Origin of the sequence: Litorimonas sp. RW-G-Af-16 (assembly GCF_048319245.1) — a bacterium.
Taxonomy (GTDB): domain Bacteria; phylum Pseudomonadota; class Alphaproteobacteria; order Caulobacterales; family Maricaulaceae; genus Litorimonas.
Map to the genome: position 1 here is coordinate 2,262,040 of NZ_CP166993.1, position 15,892 is coordinate 2,277,931.

Below are 15,892 nucleotides of genomic sequence, written 5' to 3' on the forward strand. Positions count from 1 at the left end.
GCACCTTATTGAAGGTCCTCTTGCGACGCGCCGTCCACTGGCATTGATGGGCTCGGCGTATCGACACCGCCGCCCAAGCTATGCACGTAAACAGCTAGAGCCGTAATTGTTTCGGGGCTGAGGCGTTCATCCCAATTCGGCATGACACCTTGGCGACCGCCGTAGAGCGTTTGCACAATGTCTTCCTTTGTGCCGCCATAAAGCCAGTAATTATCTGTTAAATTCGGCGCACCTTGGCTTTGATCACCCTTCGCATTTTCGCCGTGACACGACACGCATTGTTCCGCAAAAATAGTCCGTCCACGCAACACAGCTTCGCTGTCCCGGTCTGTGCTATTAAACGCTAGCAAATACTCTGCGAGGTCGTCAATTTGTTCGTCGTCTAGCAATCCATCGCGGCCATAAGCTTGCATCAGGTTGGCCTGAGTCTCTGCGTGTTCAGCGCGGATGCCAACGACAAGGGTGTGGCGGATTTGATCAAACGTCCCACCCCATAACCAAATGTCATCATTGAGGTTGGGATAGCCTTTAAAGCCCTGCCCACCGCTCCCGTGGCATGTCGCACAATTATTGCCAAATGACGACTTGCCTGCCGCCATAGCAAAACGGAACAAGTCTGGATCAGCCTGGATGCCTTCGAGAGATGCTCCTGTTAACCGGGTCGACATGCTGTAGCGTTGTGCATCCATGGCTTCGACATCCATGGCGACTGCGGCGCGATCAGAGTAACCCAAAAGCCCTTTAAAATGAGAATTAAGAAAGGGAATAGACGGCATCAAAATAGCATAGCCAATCGCCCACAAGATACAGAGGTAAAACAATCCTAACCACCAACGTGGCATAGGCGTATTTAATTCTTCAATTCCATCCCATTCGTGGCCAGTGGTTTCTGTGCCAGAAATTTCGTCGATATTCTTATTTCCATCGGACATCTAAAAACTCACACTTCCGGAGTATCATCTTGCAACAATGGGAGTTGCGCGGCGCGGTCAAAACGCTCTTTGTTTTTGGGCCACAAGGCATAGAGAATTGTCAACGTGAAGAAGCCCGTGAAAAAGACTGTGCCGCCAAGTTTAATAAAATGGGCAAGAGTGTCGTAGCTCATCGTAAGTTCTCATCTTTCTGCGCTTGGTATTCGTCGAAATCAACGAGCGTGCCGAGCATTTGCATATAGGCAATCAGAGCGTCCATCTCTGAAATCTTGTCAGCATCCCCATCGAATTCGCGCACAACGGCTTTTGGATAGCGCGCAATGAACCCATCATAATCATCTGCGAATTCATCCAGCTGCGTACGCAAATCGGACTCCGCCAATTCGACCATTTCATCGGTATAAGGCACACCCAATCTTTGATTGGTTTTCAACTCCGCCTGAATTTCGCGAAAGTTAAGCTCGCGTTTGCTGAGAAATTTATAGGGCGGCATGATGGATTCTGGCACAACAGCACGTGGGTTTTCCAAATGAAGCTTGTGCCACTCATCGGAATACTTCTTTCCGACACGTGCCAAATCTGGCCCCGTCCGCTTTGACCCCCACTGGAAAGGCCGATCATACATCGATTCTGCGGCGAGCGAATAATGGCCATAGCGCTCCACTTCATCACGCAGCGGACGGATCATTTGTGAGTGACACGTATAACAGCCCTCGCGAATGTAAATGTTGCGTCCCGCCAGTTCGAGCGGCGTGTAAGGGCGCATCCCTTCGACCTCTTCGATCGTGCTTTCAATGTAAAATAAAGGCGCAATTTCGACCAGGCCGCCCACAGACACGACACCGATAATGCCGAGCAACAAGCCAAAGGATTTCTTTTCCAGAAATTGGTGGAGCTTTAAAAACATGATCTATTCTCCAACCGCTGGCATCGGTTCTGCCGTTGGTGTGTTAGGCTTGGCAGCCAGAGGGGTCTCGCCGACAATAGCTTTCGCATTGCCACGGCCCAAAATGGTCATACGAATGTTAAAGGCCATCACGAGGGTGCCGAGGAGGAACAATCCGCCCCCTGTCGCCCGCACAGCGTAAGAGATGTGCTTGGCAGAGACTGTCTCGATAAAGGCATATTCCAAGAAACCAAGATCAGTGTAGGCGCGCCACATTAGGCCTTCCATAATCCCGGATACCCACATGGATGTGATGTAGAAAATGATGCCGATTGTGGCGAGCCAGAAATGCCATTCCACCAAGCGGTTTGAATACAAATCCTGCTTCTTCCACAGCCAGGGATACCAGGCAATAGAGCGCGCCAAATGTTACAAATCCATTCCAGCCAAGGGCTGCAGAATGAACGTGCCCAATGCCCCAATCTGTATAATGCGATAGCGCGTTGACATAACGAATAGACATGAGCGGGCCTTCAAAGGTTGCCATGCCGTAAAACGCGACAGATACAACCAGCATCCGCAAGACAGGGTCTGTGCGAAGTTTGTCCCATGCACCTGACAAGGTCATCAAGCCGTTAATCATTCCGCCCCAGCTCGGCATCCAAAGCATAACGGAGAAAACCATGCCCAAAGTCTGCGTCCACTGCGGAAGAGCAGTAAAGTGAAGATGATGCGGCCCTGCCCAGATATAGATGAAGATCACCGCCCAGAAATGAACGATCGAGAGCTTGTAAGACCAAATCGGACGGTTCGCCCGCTTTGGAATAAAGTAATACATAATCGCGAGGAAACCAGCTGTGAGGAAAAAGCCAACGGCATTATGGCCATACCACCACTGCGTCATGGCATCTTGAACACCTGAGAAAAGCGAGTAGCTTTTGGCGCTTGTCATGCTGACTGGCAAAGCGAGGTTATTGACCAGATGCAAAATCGCAACGGTAATAATGAAAGCGAGATAGAACCAATTCGCCACATAAATATGCGGCTCTTTACGCTTGGCAAGCGTGCCGAGGAAAATCAGCAAATACGCGACCCAGACAATAGTCAGCCAAATATCAACATACCATTCTGGCTCGGCATATTCTCGGGACTGCGTGACGCCAGACAAATATCCAGTCGCCGCTAAAACGATAAAGAGCTGATAACCCCAAAACACAAACCAGGGCCACATGCCACCTGCTAGGCGAGTCCGACAAGTGCGCTGTACCACGTAAAACGAAGTCGCGATCAACGCATTCCCACCAAAAGCGAAAATTACGGCTGATGTGTGAAGCGGGCGAAGACGCCCAAAATTGGTCCAAGGGAGTTCATCAAAATAGAAAATATGTGGCCAAGTCAGTTGGCAAGCAATGATGACCCCCACCAACATCCCCGCTATGCCCCAAAATGTCGTGGCGATAACGCCAGCTTTGACCACACCGTCTTCATATTCGCTGTGGTCTATCTGAGGCATGCCGTCTGCGACTTTGTAGACGACCGCTGCAATGCCGAGCAAAAACGCTGCCATCATCATATAGCCGTGCATTTCAAGCGTGGGATACGCCAAAGCCGAAACACCCGTTGGAAGTGCGGCGAATAAAGACCAGAACAGGCCCAAGACGCAAATCACCAAAATGAGAATTAACGAGTCGTCTTGCTTGATAAAGCTGCGTGAAGTTTCAACGCTCATTTTGATACTACCTTTATTGACGAGAATCCGAATGATCCTAGTGAGATAGCCATCAAGGTAGCGCTTCGCGAAAATCAAAAAATTGACCGGGGTCAATTTTGATCAAGTGACAGGGCGAAGAACAGGTTTTTTGATAAGAGTTTGGGCTAAAAGATACGAGACAATAACCGTCATCTAACACAAATGTTCGTGCACAACATCTTCGGGAAAGAGAGACGTATCAAAGTTTGAAAATCCTTGGTGGAGCCTAGGGGAGTCGAACCCCTGACCTCTTCGCTGCCAGCGAAGCGCTCTACCAGCTGAGCTAAGGCCCCTTTTTCAAGGAATATGCGACCTAGCGAGAAGCCGCGAGGTGGTCAAGCGGGGAAATTCCCCGCCTGCCAATATTTTAAATTAGATTTCGATTTCTTCAGCGTCGTCGTCATCGTCATCGCTGTCGTCAGGTGGCGGCAACTCATTGTCATCATCTTCAACAAGAGCCGCGTCCTCATCTTCATCTTCGTCTTCAGAATAGCCGTCATAGCCAGGCTTGTCGTCATCATCGCCGTCTGCACCGCCGATAACAGCAACGTCGTCGCCGTCTAACTCTAGCTCTTTGGCGGCGATTTCTTCTTCGTCGATATCGTCTTCATCAACTTCCTCGGCTTCGACCTCTTCTACTTCGTCCTCATCATCGTCGACGTTAGATTTTTGTGGTTTCAGCGGGCCAGTTGGGACAACGGGCTTGATGTCTAGTTCGGCGGGATCAAAGCTATTTTGACACATCGGGCAAATCGCAGGATTCTTGGCGAGGTCGTAAAATTTGGCTTCACATTCCGGACACACACGTTTTGTGCCCAAATCTTTTTTTGCCATCGGTCTGCACTCCAGAGGAAGGGTCGAAATCAGGGGCTTGCACATTGCCGCGACCTCTATAAGAACCCGTAGCGCACAAGTCAGACCGCGTCTTAGCGGTTGGATTTCGCAAGTCAACTGACAATGGACCGATAGACTCAGTATGCCAAATAAGCCTCACACCGTTAGCGCGCGTAAATCTGGCCCCCTTAACGGCAAAGTTCGCGCGCCTGGCGACAAATCGATTAGTCACCGCAGCCTGATCTTTGGCGCCATGGCTGAAGGCACAACCACAGTGACAGGCTTGCTTGAGGGCGAAGACATTATGTCGACGGCCAATGCTATGCGGGCTTTCGGGGCAGACATCACACGAGCAGCGAACGGGACATGGACAGTCGTCGGTGTTGGCAAAGACGGGCTTCAAACCCCTGATGCACCCGTTGATTGCGGCAATGCCGGCACTGGCGTGCGCCTGATCATGGGAGCAGCGGCGGGATATGCCCTAACAGCGACCTTTACAGGCGATGCCTCGCTCACCTCTCGCCCCATGAACCGTATTTTGCATCCGCTTCGCGACATGGGTGTGACGTATAAGGCGGCAGAGGGCGGGCGTTTACCGGTGAATCTATCGTCAGGCGGCGACCTTAAGCCTATTAGCTACACACCGCCACACGCCTCAGCTCAGGTGAAATCAGCCATTCTACTGGCTGCACTCAACACCGAGGGGGTAACAGAAGTTATAGAGACAACCCCAACCCGCGATCATAGCGAGAATATGCTGCGCGCGTTTGGCGTGACTGTGAACACGCGAAAAATTTCTCTCCCAGGCATGACCGAAGGCGACAGTATTTCCGTCAAAGGCCCTGCCAAATTGACGGCGACAAAGATTGATGTGCCAGGCGATCCGTCCTCTGCCGCTTTCCCCATCGTTGCAGCTTTGATCACGCCTGGATCAGATGTCGTTGTCGAAAATGTCATGATGAACCCGACCCGCACAGGGTTATTCGAGTGTTTGACAGAAATGGGCGCCTATCTACGCGCAGATAATTTCCGCAAGTCAGGCGGCGAAGTCATCGCCGATTTTCATGTTCGCTATTCAAAACTGCGCGGCATTGTCGTGCCGCCACATCGTGCCGCCAGCATGATTGACGAATATCCAATTTTAGCCGTAGCCGCTGCCTATGCAGACGGCGTAACAATCATGGACGAAATCGGCGAATTGCGTGTGAAAGAAAGCGACCGTATCAGTGCGACCATGGCCCTACTGATTGAGAACGGTGTTGATGCCACAGAATTAAAAAACGGCATGCGAGTCCGCGGCGGCGCAGTCGCTGGTGGAGCAACCGTCAAAACTCACCACGACCATCGCATCGCCATGAGCGCACTTGTGCTCGGCCTAGCCGCTGCCAACGCAGTCAGCATTGACGACGCCGCGATGATCGCAACCAGCTTTCCCAATTTCTTTGAGATGATGCGTGGGCTGGGCGCGGAGATCAGCGAATAATGCCTCGCGTGATTGCGATAGACGGCACCTTCGCTAGCGGCAAAGGCACACTCGGTAAGCGCTTGGCGAAACATTACGACATGCCCTATCTCGACACAGGGAAACTCTACCGCGCGACGGCGAAAGCTGTACTGGACGCAGGCGGCGATGTGAATGACCCAAAAGACGGGGCAAAAGCCGCCAAAGCATTGCAACTTCACCAGATTAAAGACCCCGCACTTAATAGTGGCGGGATTGGGGCGGCCGCATCTAAAGTGTCAGTGCATACAGCCGTGCGCGTCGCGCTTTATGATTTCCAGCGTGACTTCGCGGCCAAAGGCGGGATTGTCGATGGACGAGATATTGGCACCGTGATTTGCCCTGACGCCAATGTGAAACTCTATATTGACGCAAAAGCCGATATACGCGCGCGCCGCCGCTATGACGAATTGCGCGGTTACGGAGAAGACGTCACATATGAAGATGTGCTGGCCGCATTGCATGAACGTGACACGCGCGACAAAACGCGTGCTGAAGCGCCCCTTAAACCCGCCAATGACGCGCACCTAATTGATACATCCGCCCTCGATGCGGATGCTGTTGAGGCCATTGCTATCCGAATTATCGACGCTGCTTTTACTGTGAGCTAGGGCTTTTGGTCGAGCCGCATCCCCTCTTTACTCTATGGCAGCAATCCCCTATAGGGCGCTCGTGCTGGAACGGCGGAGCAAGGCTCACGCCGTTTTTGTACTTTTTTAAGCCCGGATTGGCTGGGCTAGACCGCGACCGAATAGCGTCGTTGGCAAAACACACTATTGGAGATCCAAGAGCATGGCTCAGGACACCCTCACCCCCTCTACTGATGATTTTGCATCCATGTTCGAAGCGAGCATCGAAGCCAGCCCTATGCAAGAAGGCAATGTCATCAAAGGCCTCGTCACAGCGATTGAAAAAGACGTCGTGATCGTTGATGTCGGTTTGAAAACCGAAGGCCGTATCCCGATGCGTGAGTTCTACTCACCCGGTTCAGACGAAACAGTTTCAGTTGGAGACGAAGTTGACATCTATCTAGAGCGTATCGAAAACGCGCTCGGCGATGCGATCTTGTCACGCGACAAAGCCCGTCGTGAAGAAAGCTGGATCAAAATGGCCGCTTTCCACGACAAAGAAGAGCCTGTTAAAGGCGCTATCGTGGGCCGCGTTAAGGGTGGCTTTACAGTCGACCTTGGCGGTATCAACGCATTCCTGCCTGGGTCACAAGTTGACATCCGCCCTGTGCGTGACGTCGGTCCTTTGATGAACCAAGAGCAACCATTCATGATCCTCAAAATGGACCGTGCGCGCGGTAACATCGTTGTCTCACGTCGCGCCATCCTCGAAGAGAGCCGTGCAGAACAACGTGCAGAGCTTGTCGGTCAGTTGACTGAAGGCGAAGTCCGCGACGGTATCGTCAAGAACATCACTGATTACGGTGCGTTTGTTGATCTCGGCGGCATTGACGGCCTGCTCCACGTCACAGATATGAGCTGGCGTCGCGTCAGCCACCCAAGCCAAGTCCTCAATGTGGGCGACACGGTTCAGGTGAAAGTTGTTCGTATCAATCCTGAAACACAACGCATCAGCCTCGGCATGAAGCAGTTGCAGGAAGATCCGTGGAACGCAGCCGCCGCTAAGTACACTGTTGGCTCACGTCACACAGGGACTGTCACAAACATTGCTGACTACGGCGCATTTATTGAGTTGGAAGAAGGCGTTGAAGGCCTTGTCCATGTCTCTGAAATGTCTTGGACAAAGAAAAACGTCCATCCAGGCAAAATCGTCTCTACATCACAAGCTGTAGACGTCGAAGTTCTGGAAGTTGATCAAGAGAAACGTCGTATCTCGCTTGGTATCAAGCAGGTTCAAGACAATCCTTGGGACAGCTTTGGCGATCGCTTCCCTGTTGGCTCCACGATCAAAGGCGAAGTTCGCTCTGTCACAGAGTTCGGCCTCTTCATCGGTCTGGACGGCGACATTGACGGCATGGCTCACCTCTCTGATCTGTCTTGGGACAAGTCAGGCGAAGAAGCTTTGCAAGACTACAAAAAAGGCGACGAAGTCGAAGCCAAGATCCTCGAAGTCGATATCGACAAAGAGCGCATCAGCCTCGGTATCAAGCAGCTCACGAAAGACACTGGCGCAGGTGCTGGTTCCAGCGCGTCACGCGGGGCGACTGTCACATGTACAGTCAAAAACGTGCAGCCTGCTGGTCTAGACGTTACCTTTGGCGACAATGACGAAACGGAAGCGTTTATCCGCAAGGGTGATCTTTCCCGCGAGCGTTCAGAGCAACGTCCAGAGCGTTTCGCAGTCGGCGACAAGGTCGACGCTATGGTGACACGCGCAGGTCGCGGTCAGTATCAGTTGTCAATCAAGGCTTTGGAAATCGCCGAAGAAAAAGAAGCTGTCCAGCAATACGGCTCTGCCGATTCTGGCGCGTCTCTGGGCGACATCTTGGGCGCCGCTTTGAAAGGCGACAAGTAAGCCAAACTGACTTACATTCGCTTATTAAGCGACCATTAACCATAAAAGGTCCTGATTTCATTACGATTTCAGGGCCTTTTTTGTGTCAAAAGCGAATCTGGCCCGAATAGGAGTTGACGGCCTGCCACAGCATTTGCTTTAAGTCTTACATGCTAAGATCTGAACTCATCGATACACTTCATGCAGAGAATCCACACCTGACGCGCAAAGATATGGAGCGCGTGGTCGCTGTTTTTCTCGAATCGATTACACAGACTTTGGAGCAAGGCGCGCGTATCGAGCTTCGCGGCTTTGGTGCATTCTCTGTGCGTCACCGCAAGTCACGTCAGGGCCGCAATCCCCGCACGGGTGAGGACGTCTTCGTCCCCGAAAAACATGTGCCGTTCTTTAAAACGGGTAAAGAACTGCGCCATAAAATCGATAGCTAAGCGACGCGCCAGTCGCGATCGACGCGCGAAATTAACCTAAAATTAGCCATATTGACGCAGGACAGCCGTCATTGCACTATGTGTGCGCTCAGCTGCGAATAAGGTGTTCGCACGATCTATTTTAGGGGAAAATCATGGGAATGATTTCAGAATTTAAAGAGTTTGCTATGAAGGGCAATCTCGTCGACATGGCCGTTGGCTTCGTCATGGGCTCAGCTTTTGGTACGGTTGTTAAATCGTTTATCGATGGTGTCTTCATGCCACTCATCAGCCCGATCATGGGCGGCATCGACTTGGCCAGCCTTAAATACACAATGTCACCAGCTGTTATGAACGGTGACGAAGTTGTCGAGCCTGCAGTGGTCGTCAATGTCGGCGATTTTCTGACAGCGTTGATCAGCTTTATCATTGTCGCCTTCGTTATGTTTATGATCATCAAAGGCATGAACAAAACGAAGAAAGCCGAAGAAGAAGCGCCAGCAGCTCCGCCAGCCAACGAAGTCTTGCTTGCCGAAATTCGCGACCTGCTCGCCAAACAAAAATAATCATCAAACGGGCTTAGCCCTACTGATCATTCAATAGTGAACCCGCTCTCTGGCATGACTGGAGGGCGGGTTTTTTTGTGGGCGTTTAGGCGCGCGTAATTTGCAGCTTCCCAAAGCCGTGGCTGCCCCCTATCATTTCCCAAATATTGGAGAGATGTGTGATGAAGAAAATTGGCTTGATAATTCTTGCGGCCTTTTTGGGGCTAATCGCCTACCTCTTGTTCTGGCCCGTCAAGATTGCGCCCGTTGCGTGGGAAGCTCCGATCAATCGCGGTTATACGGGGGCCTTCGCTCCGAATACGGACTTGGCCAATTTAGAGCGCCTCTCCATCGGCGACGCCCACGGCCCCGAAGACATCGCAATTCGTGACAATATAGCTTACGTGTCCTCGCAAGAAGGCGCTATTCTCCGCATTGATCTCGCTTCCAAAGACGTCGGTGAATTTGCCAGAACAAGCGGCGTCCCGCTTGGCCTTGAATTTGATGCAGACGGGCATTTGATTGTCGCGGACGCCTATCGCGGATTGCTGTCCATTGCTCCCAACGGCGAAGTCACAACGCTCACAAATTCTGTTAATAACACACCGATCAAATATGCCGATGATGTCGATATAGCAGATGACGGTGTGATCTATGTCTCTGATGCATCAACGAAGTTCGGCGCGGAGGAGGTGCAATCCACCATGGCGGCCAGCTTGCTAGAGATCATGGAACATGGGCAGACAGGTCGCGTGCTGGCTTATAATCCAGCGGACCAAACCACCCGTATTGTGGCTGATGGATATAGCTTTGCCAATGGCATCGCCGTCCACACCGACGGTGATGTGTTGGTTGTTGAAACTGGGAAATATCGCGTCTTAAAAGTCGATCCTGTAACAGGCAAGCAATCGGTTTTCATCGACAACCTTCCAGGCTTTCCAGACAATATCAATCGCGGCTCCCGCAGACGCAAACGGCAACGCCACCTTCATTCTGGGCCTGATCAGCGTTCGCTCTGACTTTCTGGACGAGCAAGCAGGCAATCCATTTATGCGCAAACTTGCCATGCGCCTCCCCGCCTCCATGCGGCCCAAAGCGGTGCCTTATGGCCATATAGTTCACCTTGCCGCTGATGGCTCCGTCATCCGCACATGGCAAGACCCAAGTGGAGATTACATTGACGCGACGGGCGGCATCATCCATGACGATTATCTATATGTGTCCAGCCTTCACGCAACAGAGCTGGGCCGTAAACAACTCAAATAATATCTGGGGAGATATAGATGCGATCTGCGTTCAAAATTGTTCTGATGGTGTTAAGCCTCATCCCGTTGACCTTTGCTATAATCGGGCTGCTCGGCGGCGCCGCTGGTGCTAATGGCGGGGTCGAAACAAGCGCGGCGCTTGATAATCAATTCCGCTACCTGTCAGCTTATTATCTGAGTTTGTTTTTTCTAATTTGGTATGTGCTAGCAGATATTGATACACGCGGGACAGTGTTGCGCCTTTTGATTGTAGCGATCTTCTTAGGCGGATTGGCGCGGCTCTATAGCTACTTAAATGTTGGCACGCCTGAGCCGCAGCAAATGGCGGGCATGGCGCTAGAACTTGGCTCCCCTATTCTCGCCCTTTGGCACCGTATAATCACTCACAACCCCAAATATAGCGAAGCCGTTTAGGAGAAGACTATGAGCAAAGATTTTGATGTCGTCGTTTACGGCGCAACTGGATTTACAGGCCGCTTGGTTGCGGAATATCTCGACAATGAATATGGCAGTGACCTGAAATGGGCGATGGCAGGCCGATCCCTAGACAAGCTAAAATCCGTGCGGGACGAAATGGGCGTCTCTGATGCAGTTGAATTAATTGTCGCCAATTCAGACAAGCCCGAAACTCTGGCCGACATGGCGTCGCGCACCAAAGTCGTTATCACAACTGTTGGCCCATACCAGCTTTACGGCGAACCGCTTGTTAAAGCCTGTGTCGAAGCGGGTACGGATTATGTTGACCTTTGCGGCGAACCCGCATGGATGGTCGATATAATTGACCGCTACGATGCGGCAGCGAAAAAGAGCGGGGCGCGGATTGTGCTGTCTTGCGGGTTTGACTCGATCCCATTTGATTTGGGGGTCTACTTTTTGCAGCAACACGCAATCAAGAAAACTGGCAAACCTAGTCCCAAAGTTCGCGGCCGAGTGCGCAAGATGAAAGGTACTTTCTCTGGCGGCACAGCGGCGAGCTTTATGGAAACAATGAAGCGCGCCCAAAAGCAGCCTGAAATCCTGAACTGGTTAAAGGACCCATTCGCGCTAACGCCTAATTTTGAAGGCCCTAAGCAACCGCACGGTGCCAAACCAATACACGAAGACGACCTCGGCAGCTGGTCAGCGCCTTTTATTATGGCGTCGATCAATACTAAAAATGTCCACCGCTCTAACGCGCTTCTTGGGCATAAATACGGCGAAGATTTTGTCTATGACGAGATGATGTTTACGAGCCCTGGCGAACAGGGTGAACAGATTGCGCAAGGGATCGCAAAGGGAAATGCGTTCGGCGACAACCCGCCCAAGCCCGGCGAAGGCCCATCTAAGCAAGAGCGCGAAACGGGCTTTTACGATGTCCTCTTCATTGCGGAAACAGACAGCGGAAAAATGATGGCCTCTGTGAAGGGCGACAAAGATCCCGGCTATGGGTCAACATCAAAGATGATTTCAGAAGCGGCATTGGCTTTGGTCAAAGATGTGCCGCACAGCCAGACTGGCGGCGGTGTTTATACCAGCGCACCTGCGATGGGCGACGCACTCATCAAACGATTGCAAGAGCATGCGGGCCTGACCTTCGCGATGGAAAGCTCATAAAACAAAACGAAAAAGCCCGCCTAGATCATCCGAAGATAGATCAAGGCGGATCAGTTCACTTTGCCAATTTAAGACAAAGACCATCTCGCATCGGGGAGATAGAGATGGGAGGGAAAGTCTACTTGTTTTCAACCAAACGGATATTCAAAGCGGTCTGGTTAGCTTTTGCTTCTTCCAGCTCTGGATTCAGCGCGAGAGCCGCTGCACAAGCTTGAGCCGCCTGCGCCGTATCGTTCAACATAGCGTAAGACGCACACAGATTAGATTGCACAATCGCTTGGCGCGACTCTGACAAACCCTTGGTCAAAGCTGTTTCGCTAAACCGCACAGCGCGCTCGTAATCACCTTTTTTGAAAGCTTTTACTGACATTTTGACGTGCGCATTCGTGGTGCGCTTCATCGTAAATTCAGCAGCACTGTCGGCGGCGAAAGCTGTTGTTGTCATAGCGAGAGCTGTGGCACCAGCGATCGCGCATGTTTTCATAACATTTAACATGGTAGTCTCCTTTAGAGTTAGGCCCTTTACTTATGTCCATCCAATATAGAATGAAATTGACAATAGCCGCACTTATGCTATTCATATCCGCATGAAATACTGGTCAGATTATCCAATTTTGTTTGCTGTTGCAGAAACAGGCAGCCTAACCGCTGCAGGAAAGAAACTCGGCATGAGCCAGCCCACAGTTGGGCGGAGAATTCGCGCATTAGAAGATCATTTCGGCACACCGCTCTTGCGGCGGGAAGACGGCTCGCTAGTTCCGACACAATTCGGCCTGTCCATGTTGGATCACATCACGCGCATGCAGGAAGAGGCTGATGCGATTGAGCGCAGCTCTGCCACGCTCGAACACTCGCTCGCAGGTGTCGTCCGCCTATCTGCGACGGAAGGGATCGGCACGAGTTGGGTGCCGAAAGTCCTTCAAATTTTTCGACAAGAGCATCCAGATGTTTTGGTCGATCTCGGCATTGGGTTTCGTAGCTTCAACCTCGCGCAGCGGGAAGCTGACATAGCCCTACGCTGGATGAGTCCGGGGGAGCAAAATAGTTTAATTGGGCGCAAGGTGGCGTCTGTTACCTTCGGCTTGTTTGCATCTAAGGAGTATGTATCGCAGCGAGGCATGCCGCAGACTCCCGAGGAATTGGTTGATCATGACGGCGTAACTGTCACGATTATGGACGATAAAATGCTCTGGCTGTCTGACAGTCACGGCGTGCCCGTTCATGTCCCAAAACGCATCACATTCCGAACAAACTCAGTCTGGGCGTTTGAAGAAGCCATCAGCAATGGCTACGGCATTGGAGCTTTGCCGCTTTGCGGCGGGGCAATGCGCGACTCAAATTATGTGCAAGTCCTGCCGAACTTCACGCAGCAAGAAGACCTCTTCCTCGTCTCTCATCAAGACTTACGGCGTAGCCAGCGGATCAGGGCGGTCTTTGATTTTCTGGTTGATGCCTTTAAATGCGACTCGGATTTGTTCCTCAACGGGGGTGTGTCAAAATTTCTCGCGCAGAACCCTATCGCCAAGACAGGGACTAACCTACAAGCGGCAGAGTAATCGCAACAAGGCCTCGTCATGGCAAAACCCACCACCCAAAAAACTGCCCAAAAAACGTCTGAAAAAACGATTGATTTTGGCTTCGAGAACATTCCTGAGGCGGAGAAAGTGCAGCGTGTCAAAGGCGTGTTCAACGCTGTGGCCTCTAATTATGATCTGATGAATGACGCTATGTCCGTCGGCATTCACCGCGTGTGGAAAAACATGGTCATGGCCAAGCTTAACCCGCAACCTGGCGAAATATTGCTGGATGTGGCGGGCGGCACAGGTGACTTGGCGCGACGCTTTATCCGTGCAGCTGATGACGTGCGCCTACGACGCGGCGGAGACCCTGCCAGCGCTATTATTTGTGACATTAATGATGAGATGTTGCTCGCGGGCGTTGACGCCAAAAAAGATGCAGGCCTAGCACTATCTCGCGTCTGCGGTAATGCAGAAGCGCTGCCCTTTGAAGATAATCAATTCGACGTAGTCACCATTGCTTTCGGAATTCGCAATGTCACGGATCGGGATCAAGCGTTGCGGGAGTTTTACCGCGTATTAAAGCCGGGCGGACGTTTGGGCGTGTTGGAATTTTCAACGCCGCCAACTGAATGGCTCCGTAAATTCTACGACGCCTATTCCTTCGCTGTCATTCCCCGCTTGGGGCAAGTCTTGGTCAATGATCGCGATAGCTACCAATATCTCGTCGAGTCTATTCGGCGCTTTCCCCGCCAAGAAGCGTTCGCAGACATGGTAAAGGCAGCAGGGTTCTCACAAGTGAAATGGGTCGATTATAGCGGCGGGATTGCGGCCCTCCACACAGGGTGGAAAATCTAATTCATCGCAAAAATTACTAGGCGTATTTCTCGCCCAGATAGACGCGGCGCACATCTTTATTGGCGCGAATTTCGTCTGGCGTACCTTCAAATAAAGCCTCACCCTGGAATAAGATGCTCGCGCGGTCAACAATATCTAGGGTTTCGCGCACGCGGTGATCTGTGATCAAGATACCGATACCGCGTTTTTTGAGATAGCGCACCAGCTCTGAAATATCGGCAATCGCAATAGGGTCAATCCCCGTAAACGGCTCGTCCAGCAGAATAAAGCTAGGACGGCTCGCCAAAGCGCGAGCGATTTCGACACGGCGGCGCTCCCCGCCCGAAAGCGCTAGCGCAGGGCTTTTACGAATATGACCAATATTGAGTTCATCCAAGAGCGCATCGACATTATCCGCCCACTTGCTGCGGTCTTTTTCCGTCAGTTGAACAACAGCACGAATATTTTCTTCGACTGTCAATCCGCGAAAAATAGACTGCTCTTGCGGCAAATATCCAACGCCCAAGCGGGCGCGTTGATACATGGGCAGTTTTGTGATGTCCTGACCGTCCAACGTAATCATACCCCGGTCCGCTTCGATCAAGCCCATGATCATATAAAAGCTGGTTGTCTTACCAGCACCATTCGGCCCCATCAAAGCGACGACTTCGCCGCGCTGCACGGTCAGTGTGATATCTTTGACAACAACACGGCCGCGATAGGCTTTGCCAATATTATTGGCCGCCAGCCCTGTCGCGGGTGGTGTTATGGTCGGAGTTGGTTTGATGGAGGGATCAGCGTCAGCCATGAAGTCTCTTCCCGCGCTAAGAGCGCGCGCCGGGATTGCCGGAGTTTTTGATCAAAATAGATACGCGGTTTTTTGTACCGCATTTGCGGCCCTGACAATTAGACGTCACGCGTGCCGTCTGCTCGCCCACATTATAGATAAGTGTTTCGCCCGTCACAACGCTTTCGCCCTGCAGCAAGATGACGTCTCCTGTGACAGTGAATGTATCAGTATCTGCCAAGTAAATACCTTGGCGCCCGCGCACCTCTTGCTCTTTGGTGATGTAATAAAAATTCCCAACAGCCTTAATACGGTCAATGTCAGAGGCCACAGACGCCACAGCCGTACCCGTCTGACCTTTGGAATAAAGCTCGACACGGTCAGCCAGCATACGCACATCGCCTTGGCGAATATCGACTTGTCCAGTTAGCGTTGTCACGCCGCCCTTGTTAATGACGTCATCAGCATCAATCGCGATATCCTGTCCTGAATTGGCGGAGAATTGTGCGAAAGCTGACATGGGTATTAGGCAATATACGAGACTGGCGCTAATG

18 protein-coding genes, 1 tRNA gene and 1 pseudogene are annotated in these 15,892 nt (G+C 51.7%); 11 read left to right on the forward strand and 9 right to left on the reverse strand.

All coding sequences use genetic code 11. The features are described from left to right. Nucleotides 1–5: 5 nt before the first annotated feature. From ccoP to AB8615_RS11070, 6 genes and pseudogenes are all read right to left on the reverse strand, one after another. Entirely contained in the window at nt 6–932 is a 927-nt protein-coding gene (gene ccoP / locus AB8615_RS11045; protein WP_409432639.1) for a cytochrome-c oxidase, cbb3-type subunit III, read from the reverse strand. 8 nt (nt 933–940) lie between these two features. Beyond that, nucleotides 941–1,105, reverse strand: a complete 165-nt coding sequence (locus AB8615_RS11050; RefSeq protein ID WP_409432640.1) for a cbb3-type cytochrome oxidase subunit 3 — start codon at nt 1,103–1,105, stop codon at nt 941–943. After that, nucleotides 1,102–1,839, reverse strand: coding sequence for a cytochrome-c oxidase, cbb3-type subunit II (ccoO, locus tag AB8615_RS11055; protein ID WP_409432641.1), 738 nt, complete (start codon nt 1,837–1,839; stop codon nt 1,102–1,104). The genes AB8615_RS11050 and ccoO overlap by 4 nt, the downstream gene beginning before the upstream one ends. 3 nt (nt 1,840–1,842) lie before the next feature. Next, nucleotides 1,843–3,547 (reverse strand): annotated as a pseudogene (gene ccoN, locus AB8615_RS11060) (cytochrome-c oxidase, cbb3-type subunit I). A gap of 238 nt (nt 3,548–3,785) precedes the next feature. Then, a tRNA-Ala gene (locus tag AB8615_RS11065) sits at nt 3,786–3,861 on the reverse strand. Nucleotides 3,862–3,940: 79 nt separating this feature from the next. After that, nucleotides 3,941–4,402, reverse strand: coding sequence for a TIGR02300 family protein (locus AB8615_RS11070; RefSeq protein ID WP_409432643.1), 462 nt, complete (start codon nt 4,400–4,402; stop codon nt 3,941–3,943). A gap of 142 nt (nt 4,403–4,544) precedes the next feature. Here AB8615_RS11070 and aroA point away from each other — a divergent pair, with 142 nt between their 5' ends. The 9 genes from aroA to AB8615_RS11115 all read left to right on the forward strand — a co-directional run bounded on the left by aroA (nt 4,545) and on the right by AB8615_RS11115 (nt 12,197). Then, a complete protein-coding gene (aroA, locus tag AB8615_RS11075) occupies nt 4,545–5,885 on the forward strand; it encodes a 3-phosphoshikimate 1-carboxyvinyltransferase (RefSeq protein ID WP_409432644.1) in 1,341 nt (446 codons plus the stop codon). Continuing rightward, on the forward strand, nt 5,885–6,514 hold the full coding sequence (cmk, locus tag AB8615_RS11080; protein ID WP_409432645.1) for a (d)CMP kinase: 630 nt from the start codon (nt 5,885–5,887) through the stop codon (nt 6,512–6,514). The genes aroA and cmk overlap by 1 nt, the downstream gene beginning before the upstream one ends. Before the next feature lie 181 nt (nt 6,515–6,695). Beyond that, nucleotides 6,696–8,387: a 30S ribosomal protein S1 gene (rpsA, locus tag AB8615_RS11085; RefSeq protein WP_409432646.1), complete on the forward strand. Its 1,692-nt coding sequence runs from the start codon at nt 6,696–6,698 to the stop codon at nt 8,385–8,387. A gap of 149 nt (nt 8,388–8,536) precedes the next feature. Beyond that, entirely contained in the window at nt 8,537–8,815 is a 279-nt protein-coding gene (locus tag AB8615_RS11090) for an integration host factor subunit beta (RefSeq protein WP_409432647.1), read from the forward strand. 134 nt (nt 8,816–8,949) lie between these two features. After that, the gene (gene mscL / locus AB8615_RS11095) at nt 8,950–9,360 is read left to right on the forward strand and encodes a large-conductance mechanosensitive channel protein MscL (protein ID WP_409432648.1); all 411 of its coding nucleotides are present in this window, start codon (nt 8,950–8,952) and stop codon (nt 9,358–9,360) included. A gap of 161 nt (nt 9,361–9,521) precedes the next feature. Beyond that, nucleotides 9,522–10,358: an SMP-30/gluconolactonase/LRE family protein gene (locus tag AB8615_RS11100; protein ID WP_418153095.1), complete on the forward strand. Its 837-nt coding sequence runs from the start codon at nt 9,522–9,524 to the stop codon at nt 10,356–10,358. Between the two features lie 31 nt (nt 10,359–10,389). Beyond that, a complete protein-coding gene (locus tag AB8615_RS11105) occupies nt 10,390–10,605 on the forward strand; it encodes a hypothetical protein (RefSeq protein ID WP_418152383.1) in 216 nt (71 codons plus the stop codon). A gap of 17 nt (nt 10,606–10,622) precedes the next feature. Beyond that, nucleotides 10,623–11,018 (forward strand): DUF4345 domain-containing protein, encoded by a 396-nt coding sequence (locus AB8615_RS11110; protein WP_409432649.1) that lies wholly within the window; start codon nt 10,623–10,625, stop codon nt 11,016–11,018. 9 nt (nt 11,019–11,027) lie between these two features. After that, entirely contained in the window at nt 11,028–12,197 is a 1,170-nt protein-coding gene (locus AB8615_RS11115; protein WP_418152384.1) for a saccharopine dehydrogenase family protein, read from the forward strand. Nucleotides 12,198–12,315: 118 nt separating this feature from the next. On the opposite strand, the gene AB8615_RS11120 is transcribed toward AB8615_RS11115, so the two are convergent. Then, nucleotides 12,316–12,693 carry a hypothetical protein gene (locus AB8615_RS11120; protein ID WP_409432651.1) on the reverse strand — a complete coding sequence of 126 codons (378 nt, stop codon included), beginning with the start codon at nt 12,691–12,693 and terminating at the stop codon, nt 12,316–12,318. Nucleotides 12,694–12,784: 91 nt separating this feature from the next. Here AB8615_RS11120 and AB8615_RS11125 point away from each other — a divergent pair, with 91 nt between their 5' ends. Together AB8615_RS11125 and ubiE are read left to right on the forward strand one after the other, a co-directional pair. After that, entirely contained in the window at nt 12,785–13,753 is a 969-nt protein-coding gene (locus tag AB8615_RS11125; protein ID WP_409432652.1) for a LysR family transcriptional regulator, read from the forward strand. An 18-nt stretch (nt 13,754–13,771) separates the two neighbouring features. After that, nucleotides 13,772–14,572 carry a bifunctional demethylmenaquinone methyltransferase/2-methoxy-6-polyprenyl-1,4-benzoquinol methylase UbiE gene (gene ubiE, locus AB8615_RS11130; RefSeq protein ID WP_409432653.1) on the forward strand — a complete coding sequence of 267 codons (801 nt, stop codon included), beginning with the start codon at nt 13,772–13,774 and terminating at the stop codon, nt 14,570–14,572. Between the two features lie 16 nt (nt 14,573–14,588). Here the strand turns inward: ubiE and lptB are convergent, their stop codons facing one another. Then, nucleotides 14,589–15,359 (reverse strand): LPS export ABC transporter ATP-binding protein, encoded by a 771-nt coding sequence (gene lptB / locus AB8615_RS11135; RefSeq protein WP_409432654.1) that lies wholly within the window; start codon nt 15,357–15,359, stop codon nt 14,589–14,591. 16 nt (nt 15,360–15,375) lie between these two features. Next, on the reverse strand, nt 15,376–15,858 hold the full coding sequence (locus AB8615_RS11140) for an LptA/OstA family protein (RefSeq protein ID WP_409432655.1): 483 nt from the start codon (nt 15,856–15,858) through the stop codon (nt 15,376–15,378). Nucleotides 15,859–15,892: the final 34 nt, after the last annotated feature.